This is a genomic window from Kitasatospora sp. NPDC057512 (assembly GCF_042802135.1).
Taxonomy (GTDB): Bacteria; Actinomycetota; Actinomycetes; order Streptomycetales; family Streptomycetaceae; genus Kitasatospora.
In genome coordinates this window covers 1-20,815 of record NZ_JBHVET010000054.1, presented here as the reverse complement: position 1 = coordinate 20,815, position 20,815 = coordinate 1, and the positions used below count along the sequence as shown (strand labels likewise).

2 protein-coding genes are annotated in these 20,815 nt (G+C 72.8%); both read right to left on the bottom strand.

Features of this window, described 5'->3' with window-relative positions:
* Window positions 1-8,266: type I polyketide synthase (locus ACFU6K_RS06550; RefSeq protein WP_380661256.1), on the bottom strand; the 8,266-nt coding region annotated here is incomplete at its 3' end.
* Window positions 8,267-8,294: 28 nt separating this feature from the next.
* Window positions 8,295-20,792 (bottom strand): type I polyketide synthase, encoded by a 12,498-nt coding sequence (locus tag ACFU6K_RS06545; RefSeq protein WP_380661255.1) that lies wholly within the window; start codon window positions 20,790-20,792, stop codon window positions 8,295-8,297.
* Window positions 20,793-20,815: the final 23 nt, after the last annotated feature.

Below are 20,815 nucleotides of genomic sequence, written 5' to 3'. Positions count from 1 at the left end.
CCTTCGCCGACAGCAGCCGCGACAGCTCGGCCACCGACAGCTGCTCCACCGGCGTCCTCCCGCCCGTCCCGGCCGAGTGGACCACCGACGACAGCGCCGGTCCCGTCACGTCGATACGGCCCAGGAGTTCCGCCACGGAAGCCCGGTCGGCGACGTCACACGCCACCACCTCGACCGCCGAGCCGCGAGCCGCGATCGAGGCCGCCAACTCCGCCACACCGGCAGCACCCGCACCCGAACGGGACGTCAGCACCACCCGCGACGCACCACGATCCGCCACCCACTGGGCGGTGATCGCACCCACGCCGCTCGTGCCACCCGTCACCAGCACCGAACCACGCGGCGACCACGCCTCACGGACAGCCGGACGACCGGCACGCACCAACCGCCGCGCCACCACCCCACCCGCACGCACCGCCACCTGATCCTCGACACCCGCGAGAACCGACACCAGCCGAGCGCCGACACGGGCGTCCACCGTTGTCGGGAGGTCGATCAGACCGCCCCAGCGGCCCGCCAACTCCAGCGCCGCCACGGCCCCCAGACCCCACACCTGCGCCTGCACCGGCCGCACCACATCACCCGCGACAGCCCGCACCGCACCCCGCGTCACCACCCACAGAGGAGCGGACACACCGAGCCGGCCAAGCTCCTGAACCAACGCGAGCGTGTCAGCACCACCACGCGACACCCACGGGAACGCCTCCTCCGGCGACTCGTCCAGCGCCAGCAGCGACACCACACCCCGCAGATCACCGAGCGCGGTCACGGTCTGACCGATCCGCTCAGGACGGTCGGCGGTGACGACGTCGGCACCGTGATCGGCCAACACCTTCGCCACAGCGCCCGCATCGGGGCCCTCCCCGACCAGCAGCCACGTCCCGGACAGCACCCCGCCGGACTCACTCACCGGCGCCCACGACACCCGGTACCGCCAGTCCGCAACGGCCGACCCGGCCTGGCCACGGCGCCGGTAGTCGGCCAGCGCCGGCAACACCTCGCCCAACCGGTCGCCGTCGATGTTCAAGGCCGCCGCCAGGCCGTCGGCGTCGCCGCCCTCGACCGCCGCCCAGAACTCGGCGTCGACAGCGGAGACCTCGGCAACCTCGGCCACCGCCTCGGGCCAGTAGTGACGGTGCTGGAACGCGTACGTCGGCAGGTCCACGACCGTGCCGCCGCCCAGGAGCCCGGCCCAGTCGACGGGAAGGCCCCGCACATAGGCCTCGGCGAGCGAGGTCAGCAGTCGCTGCGCGCCGCCCTCGTCGCGCCGCAGCGTGCCCACCACGACCGGGGAACGGTCTTCCAGGCTGTCGCCGATCGCCGGGGTCAGCACCGGGTGCGGCGAGACCTCCAGGAACACGCCGTGGCCTGCGTCGCCGAGGATGTGCACGGCGCGGTCGAACTCGACGGTCTCGCGCAGGGACGCGTACCAGTAGTCGGGGTCCATCTCCGGGCCTGCGAGCCACTCGCCGGTCAGCGCCGACACCATGGGGACGCGGGCCTCGGTCGGCGCGATGCCCTGGAGAACCGAGAGGATCTCCTCTCGCAGCTCGTCCACGTGCGCGCTGTGCGAGGCGTAGTCCACCGGGATCATCCGGGCGCGCGGCGAATCCCCACAGGAGTCGGCGAGTTCGCGCAGTGCGTCGGCGTCGCCGGAGACGACCGTCGCCGACGGGCCGTTCACCGCCGCGATGGACAACCGGGAACCGTACGAAGCGGTCCGCGCCCGGACACCCTCCACCGGCTCCGCGATCGACAGCATCCCACCGCGACCGGCCAGCACCTTCAGGGACTTGCTCCGCAGAGCAACGACCTTGGCGGCGTCATCGAGGGAGAGAATCCCGGCCACAGCGGCCGCCGCGATCTCACCCTGCGAGTGCCCCACCACCGCATCGGGAGCAACACCGGCCGCCTCCCACACCGCAGCGAGCGACACCATCACCGCCCACAGCGCCGGCTGCACCACATCGGCGGCCTCGAAACCATGAAGGCCCGCCAGAACATCGTCCAACTGCCAGTCCACGTAAGGCTTCAGAGCCTCAGCACACTCCGCCAGCCGCGCCGCGAACACCGGCGACGACTCCGCCAGCTCACGCCCCATGCCGACCCACTGACTGCCCTGACCGGGGAAGACGAACACCGTCCGCCCCACACCAGCGGCCGCCACCGACCCCGTGACCACACCCGCCGCCGGCTGCCCCGTGGCCACCGCCGCGAGACCCGCCGCGAGCTCACCCCGCTCGCCGCCGAGCACGACGGCCCGGTGCTCCAGCGCCGCACGCGTCGTCGCGAGCGACCACGCCACATCACCGACCGCCAACTCCGGCCGCGCCAGCACGTGTTCACGCAGTCGACCCGCCTGGCCGGCCAGCGCGGTCGCGCTACGACCGGACACCACCCACGCCTGAACCCCGCTCTCCACCGTCGGGGCGGGAGCCTGGTCGCTCGCGTCGGTCGCGGTCGGGGCCTCTTCGATGATCACGTGCGCGTTGGTGCCGCTGATCCCGAAGGCCGACACACCCGCCCGGCGCGGCCGCTCGCCCGCCGGCCACTCCACCGCGTCCTGGAGCAGACGGACGTTCCCCGTCTCCCAGTCGACATGCGAGGACGGCTCGTCGGCGTGCAGCGTCTTCGGCAGCACACCAGCCCGCAGCGCCAGCACCATCTTGATCACACCGGCCACACCCGCGGCCTGCTGCGCGTGCCCGATGTTCGACTTCACCGAACCCAGCCACAACGGCCGGTCCCCGAAACGCTCCTGGCCGTACGTCGCCAGCAGCGCACCCGCCTCGATCGGGTCGCCCAACTCCGTACCCGTCCCGTGCGCCTCGACCACGTCCACGTCCGCCGCCGAGATCCGGGCGTTGGCCAACGCCGCTCGTATGACCCGCCGTTGGGCCGGGCCGTTCGGCGCCGTGAGACCGTTCGACGCGCCGTCCTGGTTGATCGCGCAGCCGCGCACCAGGCCCAGGATCCGACGGCCCTTGCGCTGCGCTTCGGAGAGCCGCTCCAGCACGAGCATGCCCGCGCCCTCGCCGATGCCCATGCCGTCGGCGCTCTCGCCGAAGGCCTTGCAGCGGCCGTCGGAGGCGAGCGCCCGCAGGCGCGAGAAGCCGACGAACTCGCCCGGGTCGGCCATCACCGTCACACCGCCGGCGAGGGCGACGTCGCACTCGCCCGATCGCAGGGCCTGCACCGCCTGGTGCAGCGCGACCAGGGACGACGAGCACGCCGTGTCCACCGTCACCGCCGGGCCCACCAGGCCCAGGGAGTACGAGATCCGGCCGGACAGCACGCTCAGCGCGTTCCCGGTGATCAGGTGGGCCTGGGCGCCCGCCTCGCCGCTCGCGGCGCCGATGTAGCCGGAGGAAGCCGCGCCGACGAAGACGCCGGTGGCCGAACCGTGCAGCGACTTCGGGTCGATGCCGGCCCGCTCGACGGCCTCCCAGGAGGTCTCCAGCAGGAGCCGCTGCTGCGGGTCCATCGCCAGGGCCTCGCGCGGGCTGATCCCGAAGAATCCGGCGTCGAACTCCGCCGCCCCGCTGAGGAATCCGCCCTCGACCACGTAGGTCGAGCCCTCGGCGTCCGGGTCCGGGTCGAAGAGCGCGTCGATGTCCCAGCCGCGGTCGGCCGGGAACGCGCCGATCGCGTCCCCGCCCGCCGCCAGCAGGTCCCACAGCTCCTCGGGCGTCCGGACACCGCCGGGGTAGCGGCAGGCCATGCCGACGATCGCGATCGGATCGGTCGACACCGCCGCCGCTGCCGTCACGGCCTGGCTCTCGTCCGCGTCCGTGCCGAACAGTGCGGCCAGGATCTCGTCCGCCAGCGCCGAGGCGCTCGGGTGGTCGAAGATCACCGTGGACGGCAGTCGCACGCCCACGGCCGCGTTGAGCCGGTTGCGGAGCTCGACGGCGGTCAGCGAGTCGAAGCCCAGCTCGCGGAACGCCCGGCTGGCCACGATCTCGTCCACGGAGTCGTGGCCGAGCACCGCTGCGGCCTGTGCCCGGACCAGCTCCACGACGGTCCGGCGCCGCTCGGCGGCCGACAGGCCCGCCAGGCGCGCGGCGAACTCGCTGCGCTGCTCATCGACCGTACGGGGGGCGGTGTCCTCCTGCGCCTCCGGAATGGTGTCCAGCAGCGGGCGCGGGCGGGCGGCCGTGAAGACCGGCGCGAACTTCTCCCACTCGACGTCCGCGACCGCGATGAACGTCTCGTCGTCCGCGAGGACCTCTCCCAGCGCCGTCAACGCCCGCTGCGTGTCCAGGAAGTTCATACCCTGCCGCAGCAGCCGGTGCGGGGTCACCCGACCGGGAGCCTGGTCCATCACCGCGTCCACCGCGTCCCAGTCACGGGTGTTCCACACGCCCCACGCGATCGAGGTGCCCGGCAGGCCACGGGCACGCCGGTCCTCGGCGAGCCCGTCCAGGAAGGAGTTCCCGGCGGCGTACGCGGCGTGGTCGTTGCTGCCCCACGTGGCGGAGATCGAGGAGAACATCACGAACTCGTCGATGTCCAGGTCCGCCGTCGCCTCGTCCAGGTGGACGGCGCCGGCCGCCTTCGCGCCGACCGCCAGGGCGAGCCCGTCGCGGTCGGTGTCCTCCAACCGTGCGAGGAACGGGGTGTTCGCCGAGTGCAGGACGGTGGACAGGCCGGGGCCGGATTCCTCGATCCGCGTCACCATGCCGATCACCTGCTCGCGCACCGACAGGTCGCACGACACGACCTCGACGGCCGAACCGGCCTGCGCCAACGTGGCCGCGAGCGCCGCCACCCCGGGCGCCGACGGACCGGAGCGCGAGGTCAGAACGACCCTCGGCGCACCGTGCTCGGCCAGCCACGGACCGAGGACCACGCCGATCGCACCCGAGCCGCCGGTCAGCAGGACGGTGCCGCGCGGCGACCACTCCTCCGACTCCACCTGCCGAGCCTCCGCCCGCACCAGGCGGCGCAGGAACACGCCCGAGGGCCGGACGGCGACCTGGTCCTCCCGGCCGTCGGCGAACACCCCGACCAGACGGGCGGCGGCATCGGCGTCCAGCACCGGCGGCAGGTCGACCAGACCGCCCCAGCGGTCCGCGTGCTCCAGACCGACCGTGCGACCGAGACCCCAGACCTGGGTCTGCACCGGGCTGGTCGTCACCTCGTCCGAGCCGACGGCCACCGCACCACGGGTCAGCACCCACAGCGGAGCCGTGACCCCGGCCCGGCCCAATGCCTGCACCAGCTCGACGGTCTCCGCCAGCCCGCGCTGGACCAGCGGGTGGTCCGCCAGCGGCGTCTCGTCCAGGGCCAGCAGCGACACCACACCGGCCACGCCCTCGGCCGGCACCGCGTCAAGCTGCTCCGGGCCCGCGGCCGTCACGACCTCGGCGCCCTGACCGGCCAGCGCCTCGGCGACCGTCGCCGCGTCGGGGCCGTCGCCCACGACGAGCCAAGTGCCGGACAGGGCCGCCGGGCCGCTCGCGGCGGACGGCTGCCAGGTGATGCGGTAGCGCCAGTCGTCCACCGACAGCTTCGCCCGCTCCACCGCCGGGGCCTCGGGCCAGTAGCGCCGCCGCTGGAACGCGTAGGTCGGCAGCGCGACCGCCGTCCCGCCGCCGAGCACCGACGCCCAGTCGACGGGGGCGCCCTGGACGTAGGCCTCGGCGAGCGACGTCAGCAGACGCTGCGCGCCGCCCTCGTCGCGCCGCAGCGTGCCCACGACGACCGGGGAACGGTCCTCCAGGCTGTCACCGATCGCCGGGGTCAGCACCGGATGCGGGGACACCTCCAGGAACACACCGTGCCCCGCATCGCCGAGGATCCGCACGGCGCGGTCGAACTCCACCGTCTCACGCAGGGACGCGTACCAGTACGCCGGGTCCAGCTCCGGGCCCGACAGCCACGCACCGGTCAGCGCGGACACCATGGGGATACGGGCCTCGGTCGGCGCGATGCCCTGGAGAACGGCCAGAATCTCCTCGCGCAGCTCGTCCACGTGCGCACTGTGGGACGCGTAGTCCACCGGAATCATCCGGGCACGCGGCGAATCCCCACACGAGTCGGCGAGTTCGCGCAGCGCGTCGGCGTCGCCGGAGACGACCGTCGCCGACGGACCGTTCACGGCCGCGATGGACAACCGGGACCCGTACGAAGCGATCCGCGCTCGGACACCCTCCACCGGCTCGGCGATCGACAGCATCCCACCTCGACCGGCCAGCACCTTCAGGGACTTGCTCCGCAGAGCCACCACCTTGGCGGCGTCTTCCAGGGAGAGAATCCCCGCGACGGCCGCAGCGGCGATCTCGCCCTGCGAGTGCCCCAGCACCGCGTCGGGAGCGACACCGGCCGCCTCCCACACCGCAGCGAGCGAGACCATCACCGCCCAGAGCGCCGGCTGCACCACATCGGCGGCCTCGAAACCGTGCCGACCCGCCAGCACATCGTCCAACTGCCAGTCCACGTAAGGCTTCAGGGCCTCGGCACACTCGGCCAGCCGCGCGGCGAACACCGGGGAGGACTCGGCCAGCTCACGCCCCATCCCGACCCACTGACTGCCCTGACCGGGGAAGACGAACACCGTCCGCCCCACACCAGCGGCCGCCACCGACCCCGTGACCACACCCGCCGCCGGCTGCCCCGCGGCGACGGCCGTCAGCCCCGCCACCAGTTCATCCCGGTCCGCACCGAGCACGACGGCCCGGCGCTCCAGCGCCGCACGCGTCGTCGCCAACGACCACGCCACATCGCCGACCGCCAACTCCGGCCGCGCCAGCACGTGTTCACGTAGCCGATCCGCCTGACCGGCCAGCGCCGCGGCGCTCTGACCGGAGACCGGCCAGGCCGACGCCCCACCGGCGAACACCGGAAGCTCCTGGGCTTCCCGCGCCTCGGATTCGACGGCCGCCGGGGCCTCCTCCACGATCAGGTGGACGTTCGTACCGCTCACACCGAACGCCGACACACCCGCCCGGCGCGGCCGCTCACCCGCCGGCCACGCCACCGACTCGCTCAGCAGCCGCACGTTCCCGGACGTCCAGTCCACGTGCGAGGACGGCTCGTCCGCGTGCAGCGTCTTCGGCAGCACCTCGTGCCGCAGCGCCATCACCATCTTGATCACACCGGCCACACCGGCCGCGCACTGCGAGTGCCCGATGTTGGACTTGACCGACCCCAGCCACAGCGGCCGGTCGGCGGCGCGGTCCTCGGCCTGCCCGTAGGTGGCCAGCAGCGCCTGCGCCTCGATCGGGTCACCGAGCGTCGTGCCGGTGCCGTGCGCCTCGACCACGTCCACGTCCGCCGCCGACAGCTGGGCGTTGGCCAACGCGGCGCGGATCACCCGCCGCTGCGAGGGACCGTTCGGCGCCGCCAGACCGTTCGACGCACCGTCCTGGTTCGCCGCGCTGCCACGGATCACCGCCAGCACCTGGTGCCCGTTGCGCCGGGCATCGGACAGGCGCTCCAGCAGCACCATGCCCGCGCCCTCGCCCCAGCCGATGCCGTCGGCCTCCTCCGAGAACGCCTTCGACCGACCGCTGGACGCCATACCGCCCTGACGCCCGAACTCCATGAACGCACCCGGCGACACCATCACCGCGACACCGCCGGCCAGCGCCATCGAGCACTCACCCGACCGCAGCGCCAGGATCGCCTGGTGCATCGCCACCAGAGACGACGAGCACGCCGTGTCCACCGTCACCGCCGGACCGGTCAGGCCCAGGCAGTACGAGATCCGACCCGACGCGACCGCCGACACCGCGCCGATCAGCCGGTAGCCGTCCAGGCTCTCGTCCTCGACGGGCAGGACCGAGCTGTACCCCGACGTGTTCGCTCCGATGAACACACCGGTCATCGAGCCGTGCAGCGACTTCGGGTCGATCCCGCCGTGTTCGATGGCCTCCCACGAGGTCTCCAGCAGCAGCCGCTGCTGCGGGTCCATCGCCAGCGCCTCACGCGGACTGATCCCGAAGAACCCCGCGTCGAACTCGGTCGCGTCGTAGACGAACCCGCCCTGTCGCCGGTACGTCTGCCCTCGGCCGAACGCCTCCTCGAAGGCCTCCCAGCCGCGGTCGGCCGGGAAGGCGCCCACCGCGTCGACGCCGCCGGCCACCAGGTCCCAGAACTCCTCGGGCCCCGTCACACCGCCCGGGAACCGGCAGCCCGCACCCACGATCGCGATCGGCTCGCTCGACGCCGCAAGGAGTGCGCTGTTCTGCTGCCGGAGCCGTTCGGCTTCCTTGAGGGAGGTGCGAAGTGCTTCGACGAGCCTGTCGTTGGTCGTTTTCATGATCATGTGCTCCGAATCAACGAGGGCGTCAGGAGTCTTTGCCATCGAGGGCTATGCGAATGAGGTCTTCGGCGTCCATGCCGTCGATGGATGCCGTGTCCGTTCGACTGTTCGCGCCGTTGTCCTGGGCCGGGTCGGCGAGTTGCAGCAGCAGGTCCAGCAGGCCGGCCTGCCGGATGCGGGCCAGCGGGATCGCCGAGATGGTCTCCCTGAGGGCCAGCTCGTCCGCGTCACCCTCCGGAGCGGCCTGCTCCGGCATGAACTCGCGCAGGAGTTGCTCCGCGAGGGCGGTGGCGTTCGGGTGGTCGAAGACCATCGTGGAGGCCAGCTTGATACCGAGCGCCTTCGACAGGCGGTTCCGTAGCTCGACCGCTCCGACGGAGTCGAAGCCCAGCTCCTTGAACGCGCGTTGCGGCAGCACGTCGTCCGCCGAGTCGTGGCCGAGGACGGCGGCCGCGTGACCGCGCACCAGATCGGTCAGGACCTGGCGCTGCTCCGCGGCCGGCATTCCGGCCAACCGGCCCGCCCACGCGCCGACTTCCTCGGTCGTGGTGACGACGGCCTCGGCGGCCAGGACCTCCCGCACCTCGGGCAGATCGGCCAGCAGACGACTGGCCCGGTGAAGGGTATAGGTCGGCACGAACTGCGGCCAGTCGAAGCCGGCCACCACCATCGCACCCTCACCGGCGTCCAGGACCTGGCCCAAGGCCAGCATGCCCCGACGCCCGTCGATGCCCTCCATGCCGAACTCACGCAACCGCTCACCACCCGAGCTCGCGGCCATCCCGACACCGGCCCACAGGCCCCACGCGATGGAACTGGCCACCAGACCCCGGGCCCGGCGGTCCTCCACCAACGCGTCCAGGTGCGCGTTCGCCGCAGCGTAACCACCCAGGCCACCGCTGCCCCACACACCCGCACCCGACGAGAACAGCACGAACGCGTCCAGATCCCGACCCACCGTCAACTCGTCCAGCACCATGGCACCGCCGACCTTCGCCGACAGCAACCAGGACAGGTCCGAAGGCTCGATCTCCTCGACCGGCCGACGGTCACCGACACCCGCCGAGTGGACCACCGACGACAGCACCGGGCCCGTCACGTCGATACGGTCCAGCAGGCCCGCCACGGAAGCCCGGTCGGCGACGTCACACGCCACCACCTCCACCGCCGAGCCACGAGCCGCAATCGAAGCCGCCAACTCCGCCACACCGGCGGCACCCGCACCCGAACGAGACGTCAGCACCACCCGCGACGCACCACGATCCGCCACCCACTGGGCCGTGATCGCACCCACACCGCTCGTGCCACCCGTCACCAGCACCGAACCACGCGGCGACCACGCCTCACGGACAGCCGGACGACCGGCACGCACCAACCGCCGCGCCACCACCCCGCCCGCACGCACCGCCACCTGATCCTCGACACCCGCGAGAACCGACACCAGCCGAGCGCCGACGCGGGCGTCCACCGTTGTCGGGAGGTCGATCAGACCGCCCCAGCGGCCCGCCAACTCCAGCGCCGCCACGGCCCCCAGACCCCAGACCTGCGCCTGCACCGGCCGCACCGCATCGCCTGCGACCGCCCGCACCGCGCCCCGCGTCACCACCCACAGAGGAGCGGACACACCGAGCCGGCCAAGCTCCTGAACCAGCGCGACCGTCGCGGCCAGACCACCCGGAACCAGCGGGAACGCTTCCTCCGGGGACTCGTCCAGCGCCAGCAGAGAGACCACGCCCCGCAGGTCGGAGTTCGCGGCCACCGCAGCGGCGACGCCGTCCGGAGTCGAGCGGACGACCCGCGCACCCGGAAGGTCCAGCGCCTCCGCGACCGCAGCCGCGTCGGGGCTGTCCCCGACCAGCAGCCACGTCCCGGTCAATACCCCGCCGGACTCGCTCACCGGCGCCCACGACACCCGGTACCGCCAGTCCGCGACCGCCGACCCGGCCCGCTCACGGCGCCGCCAGTCGGTCAGCGCGCCCAGAGCGGCATCCGCCGGGTCCACCCCGAGCAGATCGGCGAGCGCGGTGGCATCACCACTCTCCACGGCGGTCCAAAAGCCCGCCTCCGCACCGGTGGCCACCGTGACGTCCGCGCGCTTGTGGTCCGCCTCCGGCCAGTAGTGGCGGTGGCGGAAGGCGTAGGTGGGCAGGTCCACCGTCGAGCCGCGGCCGAGCACGGCGGCCCAGTCGACCGGGAGCCCCTGCGCGTACACCTCGGCGAACGAGGTCAGCAGACGCTGGGCGCCGCCTTCTTCACGTCGCAGCGTGCCCGCGACGACCGGGGACAGCGCCTCCAGGGCGTCGCCGATCGCCGGTGTCAGCACCGGATGCGGGGACACCTCCAGGAACACACCGTGCCCGGACTCGCCCAGCAGGCGGACCGCCCGCTCGAACTCGACGGTCTCGCGCAGCGACGCGTACCAGTACGCCGGGTCCAGCTCGGAGCCCGCCAGCCACTCGCCCGTCAGCGCGGAGATCATCGGGATGCGGGCCTCGGTCGGCGCGATGCCCTGGAGAACCGAAAGGATCTCCTCCCGCAGCTCGTCCACATGCGCGCTGTGCGACGCGTAGTCCACCGGAATCATCCGGGCACGCGGCGAATCCCCGCACGACTCGGCGAGTTCACGCAGCGCGTCCGCGTCACCGGAGACGACCGTCGCCGACGGACCGTTCACCGCCGCGATGGACAACCGGGAACCGTACGAAGCGATCCGCGCTCGGACACCCTCCACCGGCTCGGCGATCGACAGCATCCCACCGCGACCGGCCAGGGCCTTCAGAGTCTTGCTCCGCAGAACGACGACCTTCGCCGCGTCCTCCAGCGACAGGATCCCCGCCACAGCAGCCGCCGCAATCTCACCCTGCGAGTGACCCACCACCGCATCGGGAGCGACACCAGCCGCCTCCCACACGGCGGCCAGCGAGACCATCACGGCCCACAGCGCCGGCTGCACCACGTCAGCGGCCTCGAAACCATGCCGACCGGCCAGGACGTCATCCAACTGCCAGTCCACGTAAGGCTTCAGGGCCTCGGCGCACTCCGCCAGCCGTGCCGCGAACACCGGCGACGACTCCGCCAGCTCACGCCCCATCCCGACCCACTGGCTGCCCTGCCCCGGGAAGACGAACACCGTCCGCCCCACCCCGGCAGCAGTCACCGAGCCGGTCACCACACCCGCCGCCGGCTGCCCCGTGGCCACCGCCGCCAGACGCTCCGCGAACTCGCTTCGCTCGCCGCCGAGCACGACGGCCCGGTGCTCCAGCGCCGCGCGCGTCGTCGCGAGCGACCACGCCACATCACTGACCGCCAACTCCGGCCGCGCCAGCACGTGTTCACGCAGTCGACCGGCCTGGCCGGCGAGCGCCTCGGTGTCCCGCGCGGACAGCACCCACGCCGGGACGTCACCCGACAGCACCGGCACGACGTTCCCGGTGTCACTGTCGACGGGCGCCTCCGCCTCGGCCGGCGCCTCTTCGATGATCACGTGCGCGTTGGTGCCGCTGATCCCGAAGGCCGACACACCCGCCCGGCGCGGCCGCTCGCCCGCCGGCCACTCCACCGACTCCTGGAGCAGACGGACGTTGCCCGTCTCCCAGTCCACGTGCGAGGACGGCTCATCGGCGTGCAGCGTCTTCGGCAACACCCCGGCCCGCAGCGCCAGCACCATCTTGATCACACCGGCCACACCGGCGGCCTGCTGCGCATGCCCGATGTTGGACTTCACCGAACCCAGCCACAACGGCCGGTCCCCGTAACGCTCCTGGCCGTACGTCGCCAGCAGCGCGCCCGCCTCGATCGGGTCACCCAGCTCCGTACCCGTCCCGTGTGCCTCGACCACGTCCACGTCCGCCGCCGACAGCTGCGCACTCGCCAACGCCGCCCGTATGACCCGTCGCTGGGCCGGGCCGTTCGGCGCCGTGAGGCCGTTGGAGGCGCCGTCCTGGTTGATCGCGCTGCCGCGCACCACGCCGAGCACCCGGTGCCCGTTGCGGCGGGCGTCCGACAGCCGCTCCAGCACCAGCATGCCGACGCCCTCGCCCATGCCCATGCCGTCCGCACCCTCGCCGAAGGCCTTGCAGCGGCCGTCGGCCGACAGCGCGCGCAGCCGCGAGAAGCTCACGAACTCGCCGGCGTCGGCCATCACCGTCACACCGCCGGCCAGCGCCACCGTGCACTCGCCCGACCGCAGCGCCTGCACCGCCTGGTGCATCGCCACCAGCGAGGAGGAGCACGCCGTGTCGACGGTCACCGCGGGCCCGTTCAGACCCAGCGTGTACGACACCCGGCCGGAGAGCACGCTCAGCGCGTTCCCGGTGATCAGGTGCGCCTGGGCCTCCGCCTCGTCGCCCAACACCCCGATGTAGCCGGAGGCGGCCGCACCGATGAACACGCCGGTGGCGGAGCCGTGCAGCGACTTCGGGTCGATGCCGGCCCGCTCGACCGCCTCCCAGGAGGTCTCCAGCAGCAGGCGCTGCTGCGGGTCCATCGCCATCGCCTCACGCGGGCTGATCCCGAAGAACCCGGCGTCGAACTCCCCGGCGCCGCCGAGGAATCCGCCCTCCACGACGTAGGTCGAGCCCTCGGCGTCCGGGTCCGGGTCGAACAGGCCCTCGACGTCCCAGCCGCGGTCGGCCGGGAACGCGCCGATCGCGTCCCCACCCGCCGCCAGCAGGTCCCACAGCTCCTCGGGCGTCCGGACGCCACCCGGGTAGCGGCAGGCCATGCCGACGATCGCGATCGGATCGGTCGAGGCCGGCTGCACCACCACCGGGGCGTTCTCCTCCGAGACGCTCCCGAACAGCATGGCGAGGATCTCGTCCGCCAGCGCCGAGGCGCTCGGGTGGTCGAAGATCACCGTGGACGGCAGCCGGACGCCCACGGCCGCGTTCAGGCGGTTGCGCAGGTCCACGGCGGTCAGCGAGTCGAAGCCCAGCTCACGGAACGCCCGGCTCGCCACGATCTCGTCCGCCGACTCATGGCCCAGCACCGCGGCCGCCTGCGTCCGCACCAGCTCCACGACGGTCCGACGCCGCTCGGCGACCGACAGGCCCGCCAGGCGCGCGGCGAACTCGCCGCGCTGGTCATCGACCGTACGGCCGGGGGCGGTGTCCTCCTGCGCCTCCGGAATGGTGTCCAGCAGCGGACGGGGACGCGCGGCCGTGAAGACCGGCGCGAACTTCTCCCACTCCACATCCGCGACCGCGATGAACGTCTCGTCGTCGGCCAGGACCTCGCCGAGCGCCATCAACGCCCGCTGCGTGTCTAGGAAGTTCATGCCCTGCCGCAGCAGACGGTGCGGGGTCACCCGGCCGGGAGCCTGGTCCATCACCGCGTCCACCGCGTCCCAGTCACGGGTGTTCCACACACCCCACGCGATCGACGTCCCGGGCAGGCCCCGGCCGCGCCGGTCCTCCGCGAGCCCGTCCAGGAAGGAGTTCCCGGCGGCGTACGCGGCGTGGTCGTTGCTGCCCCACGTGGCGGAGATCGAGGAGAACATCACGAACTCGTCGATGCCCAGGTCCGCCGTCGCCTCGTCCAGGTAGGTGGCCCCGGCCGCCTTCGCGCCGAGGGCCGCCGCCAGGCCTTCGTGATCCGTGTGCTCCACCCGCGAGAGGTACGGCGTGTTCGCCGAGTGCAGGACGGTCGACAGGCCGGGACCGGTGTTCTCGATCCACGAGACCATCGCCGTGACCTGCGCACGCTCCGTCAGGTCGCAGCTGACGACCTCGACAGCGGATCCCCCGTTCGCCACGGCGGCGGCCAGCGCCGCCACGCCGTACGCCGACGGGCCGGAGCGGGAGGTCAGGACGACCCTCGGCGCACGGTGCTCGGCCAGCCACGGGCCGATGCAGACGCCGATCGAGCCGGTGCCGCCGGTCAGCAGGACGGTGCCGCGCGGCGACCAGCCCTCCGACTCCACCTGCCGGGCCTCCGCCCGCACCAGCCGGCGCAGGAAGACACCCGAGGGTCGGACGGCGACCTGGTCCTCCCGGCCGTCCGCGAACACGCCGACCAGACGGGCGGCGGCATCGGCGTCCACCACCGGCGGCAGGTCGACCAGACCGCCCCAGCGGTCCGCGTGCTCCAGGCCCACGGCCCGGCCCAGACCCCAGACCTGGGTCTGGGTGGGGCTGGTCGTCACCTCGTCGGCCGCGGCCTGCACCGCGCCGCGGGTCAGCACCCACAGCGGAGCGGTGACCCCGGCCCGGCCCAACGCCTGCACCAGGTCGAGGGTGTCGGCGCTTCCGCGCGGAACCCACCCGAACTCGGTGTCCGGCGACTCGTCGAGCGCGAGCAGCGACACCACGCCCTGGACATCCGCACCGGCGACGGCCTCGCCGAGGCCCGCCGGCGTCGTCCGCGCGACCTCGGCACCACAGCTCGCCAGCGCCTCGGCCATCAGACTGGCGTCCGGCGCGTCCCCGACCAGCAGCCAGGTCCCGGACAGGACCGCCGGGCCGCTCATGGCGGACGGCTGCCAGGTGATCCGGTAGCGCCAGTCGTCCACCGACGCCCTGGCCCGCTGCGGGGTGCGCGGCTCCGGCCAGAACCGCTGGCGCTGGAAGGCGTACGTCGGCAGGCCGACACTCTCACCACCACCGAGCACCGTCGCCCAGTCGACCGGAGCGCCCTGGACGTAGGCCTCGGCGAGCGACGACAGCAGGCGCTCGGCGCCGCCCTCGTCGCGCCGCAGCGTCCCGACCACCACCGAGCCGTCGACGTCCTCGACGACGTCGCCCACCGCACCGGTCAGCACCGCGTGCGGGGACACCTCCACGAACACCCCGTGCCCGGAGGCACTCAGGATGCGGACCGCCCGCTCGAACTCGACGGTCTCCCGGAGCGAGGCGTACCAGTAGTCGGGGTCCATCTCCGGGCCCGACAGCCACGTGCCCGTCAGCGCCGACACCATGGGGATCCGGGCCTCGGTCGGCGTGATGCCCTCAAGCACGGCGAGGATCTCCTCGCGCAGCTCGTCCACGTGGGCACTGTGGGACGCGTAGTCCACCGGAATCATCCGGGCACGCGGCGACTCGCCACAGGAGTCCGCCAGTTCGCGCAGCGCGTCCGCGTCACCGGAGACCACCGTCGCCGACGGACCGTTCACGGCCGCGACTGACAAGCGAGCGCCGTACGAAGCGATCCGCGCCCGGACACCCGCCACCGGCTCCGCGATCGACAGCATCCCGCCACGACCGGCCAGCGCCTTCAGAGTCTTGCTCCGCAGAGCAACGACCTTCGCCGCATCGTTCAGCGACAGGATCCCCGCCACAGCGGCGGCCGCGATCTCGCCCTGCGAGTGACCCACCACGGCGTCCGGGGCGACACCGGCCGCCTCCCAGACCGCCGCCAGCGAGACCATCACGGCCCACAGCGCCGGCTGCACCACATCGGCGGCCTCGAAACCGTGACGCCCGGCCAGCACATCGCCCAACTGCCAGTCCACGTAAGGCTTCAGAGCCTCGGCGCACTCCGCGAGCCGCGCGGCGAAGACCGGGGACGACTCGGCCAACTCACGGCCCATACCGACCCACTGGCTCCCCTGGCCCGGGAAGACGAACACCGTCCGCCCCACCCCACCGGGAGCCACCGACCCGGTTACCACACCGGACGCGGGCTGCTTCGTCGCCACCGCCGCGAGGCGCTCAGCGAGCTCACTCCGCTCGCCACCGAGCACGACGGCCCGGTGCTCCAGCGCCGCACGCGTCGTCGCCAACGACCAGGCCACATCATCGATCGGCAACTCCGGCCGCGCCAGCACGTGTTCACGCAGCCGACCCGCCTGACCGGCCAGCGCCGCAGCGCTCTGACCCGACACCGTCCACACCGAGGGCGCGGTCCCGAGGACCTCCGGCGCCGGCTCCTCCGCCGGGCGCTCGGCCTCGACCGTCGCGACCGGCGCCTCCTCGACGATCAGGTGGACGTTGGTGCCGCTCACACCGAAGGCCGACACACCCGCGCGACGCGGGCGCCCACCCGCCGGCCACTCCACCGCCTCCTGGAGCAGACGGACGTTGCCCGTCTCCCAGTCCACGTGCGAAGAGGGCTCGTCCGCGTGCAGCGTCTTCGGCAGCACCTCGTGCCGCAGCGCCATCACCATCTTGATCACACCGGCCACACCAGCCGCGCACTGCGAGTGCCCGATGTTGGACTTCACCGAACCCAGCCACAACGGCCGGTCGGCGGCGCGGTCCTCGGCCTGCCCGTAGGTGGCCAGCAGCGCCTGCGCCTCGATCGGGTCACCGAGCGTCGTGCCGGTGCCGTGCGCCTCCACCACGTCCACGTCCGCCGCCGACAGCTGGGCGTTGGCCAACGCGGCGCGGATCACCCGCCGCTGCGAGGGACCGTTCGGCGCCGCCAGACCGTTCGACGCACCGTCCTGGTTCGCCGCGCTGCCACGGATCACCGCCAGCACCTGGTGCCCGTTGCGCCGGGCATCGGACAGGCGCTCCAGCAGCACCATGCCCGCGCCCTCGCCCCAGCCGATGCCGTCGGCCTCGTCCGAGAACGCCTTCGACCGACCACTGGACGCCATGCCGCCCTGCTGGGAGAACTCCACGAACGCGGCGGGCGAGACCATCACGGCCACGCCGCCGGCCAGCGCCATCGAGCACTCGCCGGCCCGCAGCGCCTGTACCGCCTGGTGCATCGCCACCAGCGAGGACGAGCAGGCCGTGTCCACCGTCAGAGCAGGGCCGGTCAGGCCCAGGCAGTACGAGATGCGGCCGGAGTGGACGGCGGTCACGTTCCCGATCAGCCGGTAGCCGTCCAGGCTGGTGTCCTCGACCGGAAGGACCGAGCTGTACCCCGAGAAGTTGGCGCCGACGAAGACGCCGGTCGCCGAGCCGTGCAGCGACTTCGGGTCGATCCCGCCGTGCTCGATCGCCTCCCAGGAGGTCTCCAGCAGCAGCCGCTGCTGCGGGTCCATCGACAGCGCCTCACGCGGGCTGATCCCGAAGAACCCGGCGTCGAACTCGGCCGCGTCATGGACGAATCCGCCCAGTCGGCGGTACTCCTGGCCCTTGCCGAACTCCTCCTCGTAGGCGTCCCACCCACGGTCGGCCGGGAAGCCGCCGATGGTGTCGGTGCCGGAGGCCACCATGTTCCAGAACTGCTCGGGGCCGACCGCCCCGCCCGGGTACCGGCATCCCATGCCGACGATCGCGATCGGCTCGCCGATCGCCGCGGCAACGACCTGGACCGCGCCGTCCCGCTGGACCGTCTGCTCGTCCGCGCCGACGAGTTCGCCGCGTACGTAGTCCGCGACGGCGGCGGCGTTCGGGTGGTCGAAGACCATCGTGGAGACGAGTCGGACGCCGAGCGCCTTCGACAGGCGGTTCCGTAGCTCGACCGCTCCGACGGAGTCGAAGCCCAGCTCCTTGAACGCCCGCTGCGGCAGCACGTCGTCCGCCGAGTCGTGACCCAGGACGGCGGCCGCGTGACCGCGCACGAGGTCGGTCAGGACCTGGCGCTGCTCAGCGACCGGCATTCCGGCCAACCGGCCTGCCCACGCGCCGACTTCCTCGGTGGTGGACTCGACGGCGGCCTCAGCGGACAGGACCGCGCGGACCTCGGGAAGGTCCGCCAGCAGACGGCTGGCCCGGTGCAGGGTGTAGGTCGGCACGAACTGCGGCCAGTCGAAGCCGGCCACCACCATCGCGCCCTCACCGGCGTCCAGGACCTGGCCCAGCGCCAGCATGCCCCGACGCCCGTCGATGCCCTCCATACCGAACTCACGCAACCGCTCACCACCCGAGCTCGCGGCCATCCCGACACCGGCCCACAGGCCCCACGCGATGGAACTGGCCACCAGACCCCGGGAACGGCGGTCCTCCACCAGGGCGTCCAGGTGCGCGTTCGCCGCAGCGTAACCACCCAGGCCACCGCTGCCCCACACACCCGCACCCGACGAGAACAACACGAACGCGTCGAGATCCCGACCCGCCGTCAACTCGTCCAGCACCATGGCACCGCCGACCTTCGCCGACAGCAACCAGGACAGGTCCGAAGGCTCGATCTCCTCGACCGGCCTACGGTCACCCACACCCGCCGAGTGAACCACCGACGACAGCACCGGACCGATCGCATCGATACGGTCCAGCAGGCTCGCCACGGAAGCGCGGTCGGCAACGTCACACGCCACCACCTCGACCGCCGAACCGCGAGCCACGATCGAGGCCGCCAACTCCGCCACACCGGCAGCACCCGGGCCCGAACGGGACGTCAGGACGACCCGCGACGCACCACGATCCGCCACCCACTGGGCGGTGATCGCACCGACGCCGCTCGTGCCACCGGTCACCAGGACCGAACCACGCGGCGACCACGCCTCACGGACAGCCGGACGGCCGGCACGCGTCAACCGCCGCGCCACCACCCCGCCCGCACGCACCGCCACCTGATCCTCATCGCCGACCAGCACGGACGCCAACCGCGCACCCGTACGCGCGTCCACGGCAGCAGGCAGATCGATCAAACCGCCCCAGCGACCCGCCAACTCCAGCGCCGCCACCGCGCCCAGACCCCACACCTGCGCCTGCACCGGCCGCACCACATCACCCGCGACCGCCCGCACCGCACCCCGCGTCACCACCCACAGAGGAGCGACAACCCCGGCACGATCAAGCGTCCGAATCAGCGCGAGCGTGTCAGCACCACCGCGCGACACCCACGGGAACGCCTCCTCCGGCGACTCGTCCAGCGCCAGCAGCGACACCACACCGCTCAGGTCGGAGCACGCGGCCACCGCCTCAGCCACGGCATCCACCGCAGTACGGACGACCGTTGCCCCCTGGGACTCCAGCGCCTCCGCGACCGCAGCCGCGTCGGTGCTGTCCCCGACCAGCAGCCACGTCCCGGTCAGCACCCCGCCGGACTCACTCACCGGCGCCCACGACACCCGGTACCGCCAGTCCGCAACCGCCGCATCGGCCTGGCCACGGCGCCGGTAGTCGGCCAGCGCCGGCAGCACCTCGCCCAACCGGTCGCCGTCGATGTTCAAGGCCGCCGCCAGGCCGTCGGCGTCGCCGCCCTCGACCGCCGCCCAGAACTCGGCGTCGACGACGGAGACTTCGGCGACCTCGGCCACCGCCTCGGGCCAGTAGTGACGGTGCTGGAACGCGTACGTCGGCAGGTCCACCGTCGAGCCACCGGCGAGGACCGACACCCAGTCCACCGTGGCGCCCTGGACGTAGGCCTCGGCGAACGACGTCAGCAGACGCTGGGCGCCTCCCTCGTCGCGCCGCAGCGTGCCCACGACGACCGGGGACAGCGACTCCAGGGCGTCACCGATCGCCGGGGTCAGCACCGGATGCGGCGAGACCTCCAGGAACACACCGTGGCCCGCGTCGCCGAGGATCCGCACGGCGCGGTCGAACTCGACGGTCTCCCGGAGCGACGCGTACCAGTACGCCGGGTCCATCTCCGGGCCCGACAGCCACTCGCCGGTCAGCGCCGACACCATGGGGATACGAGCCTCAGTCGGCGCGATGCCCTGGAGAACCGAGAGGATCTCCTCTCGCAGCTCGTCCACGTGGGCGCTGTGGGACGCGTAGTCCACCGGAATCATCCGAGCACGCGGCGAATCCCCACAGGAGTCCGCCAGTTCACGCAGCGCGTCCGCGTCACCGGACACCACCGTCGCCGACGGACCGTTCACGGCCGCGACCGACAGACGGGAACCGTACGAAGCGATCCGCGCCCGAACACCCTCCACCGGCTCCGCGATCGACAGCATCCCACCGCGACCGGCCAGCGCCTTCAGAGTCTTGCTCCGCAGAACGACGACCTTCGCCGCGTCCTCCAGCGACAGGATCCCCGCCACAGCGGCAGCGGCGATCTCACCCTGCGAGTGACCCACCACGGCATCCGGAGCGACACCCGCCGCCTCCCACACGGCGGCCAGCGAGACCATCACCGCCCACAGCGCCGGCTGCACCACGTCAGCGGCCTCGAAACCGTGACGCCCCGCCAGCACATCGTCCAACTGCCAGTCCACATACGGCGCGAGAGCCTCAGCACACTCCGCCAGCCGCGCCGCGAACACCGGCGAAACCTCCGCCAACTCACGGCCCATCCCGACCCACTGGCTCCCCTGCCCCGGGAAGACGAACACCGTCCGCCCCACCCCACCGGGAGCGAGTCCGCCGGTCACGACACCGGGCGCGGGCTGCCCCGTGGCCACCGCCGCGAGACCCGCCGCGAGCTCACTCCGCTCGCCGCCCAGCACGACCGCACGCTGCTCGAACACCGAACGCGTCGTCGCGAGCGACCACGCGACGTCGCCGACCGACAACTCCGGCCGCGCCAGCACGTGTTCACGCAGTCGGCCGGCCTGACCGGCCAGCGCCACCGCACTACGACCGGAGACCCGCCACACCGACGTCCCACCGGTCAGGACCGGAAGCGCCGTCCCCTGCTCGTTCTCCGGCTCCGACCCCTGCTCGGGCGCCGCCTCGACGGCTGCCGGGGCCTCCTCCACGATCACGTGGACGTTGGTGCCGCTGATCCCGAAGGCCGACACACCCGCCCGGCGCGGCCGCTCGC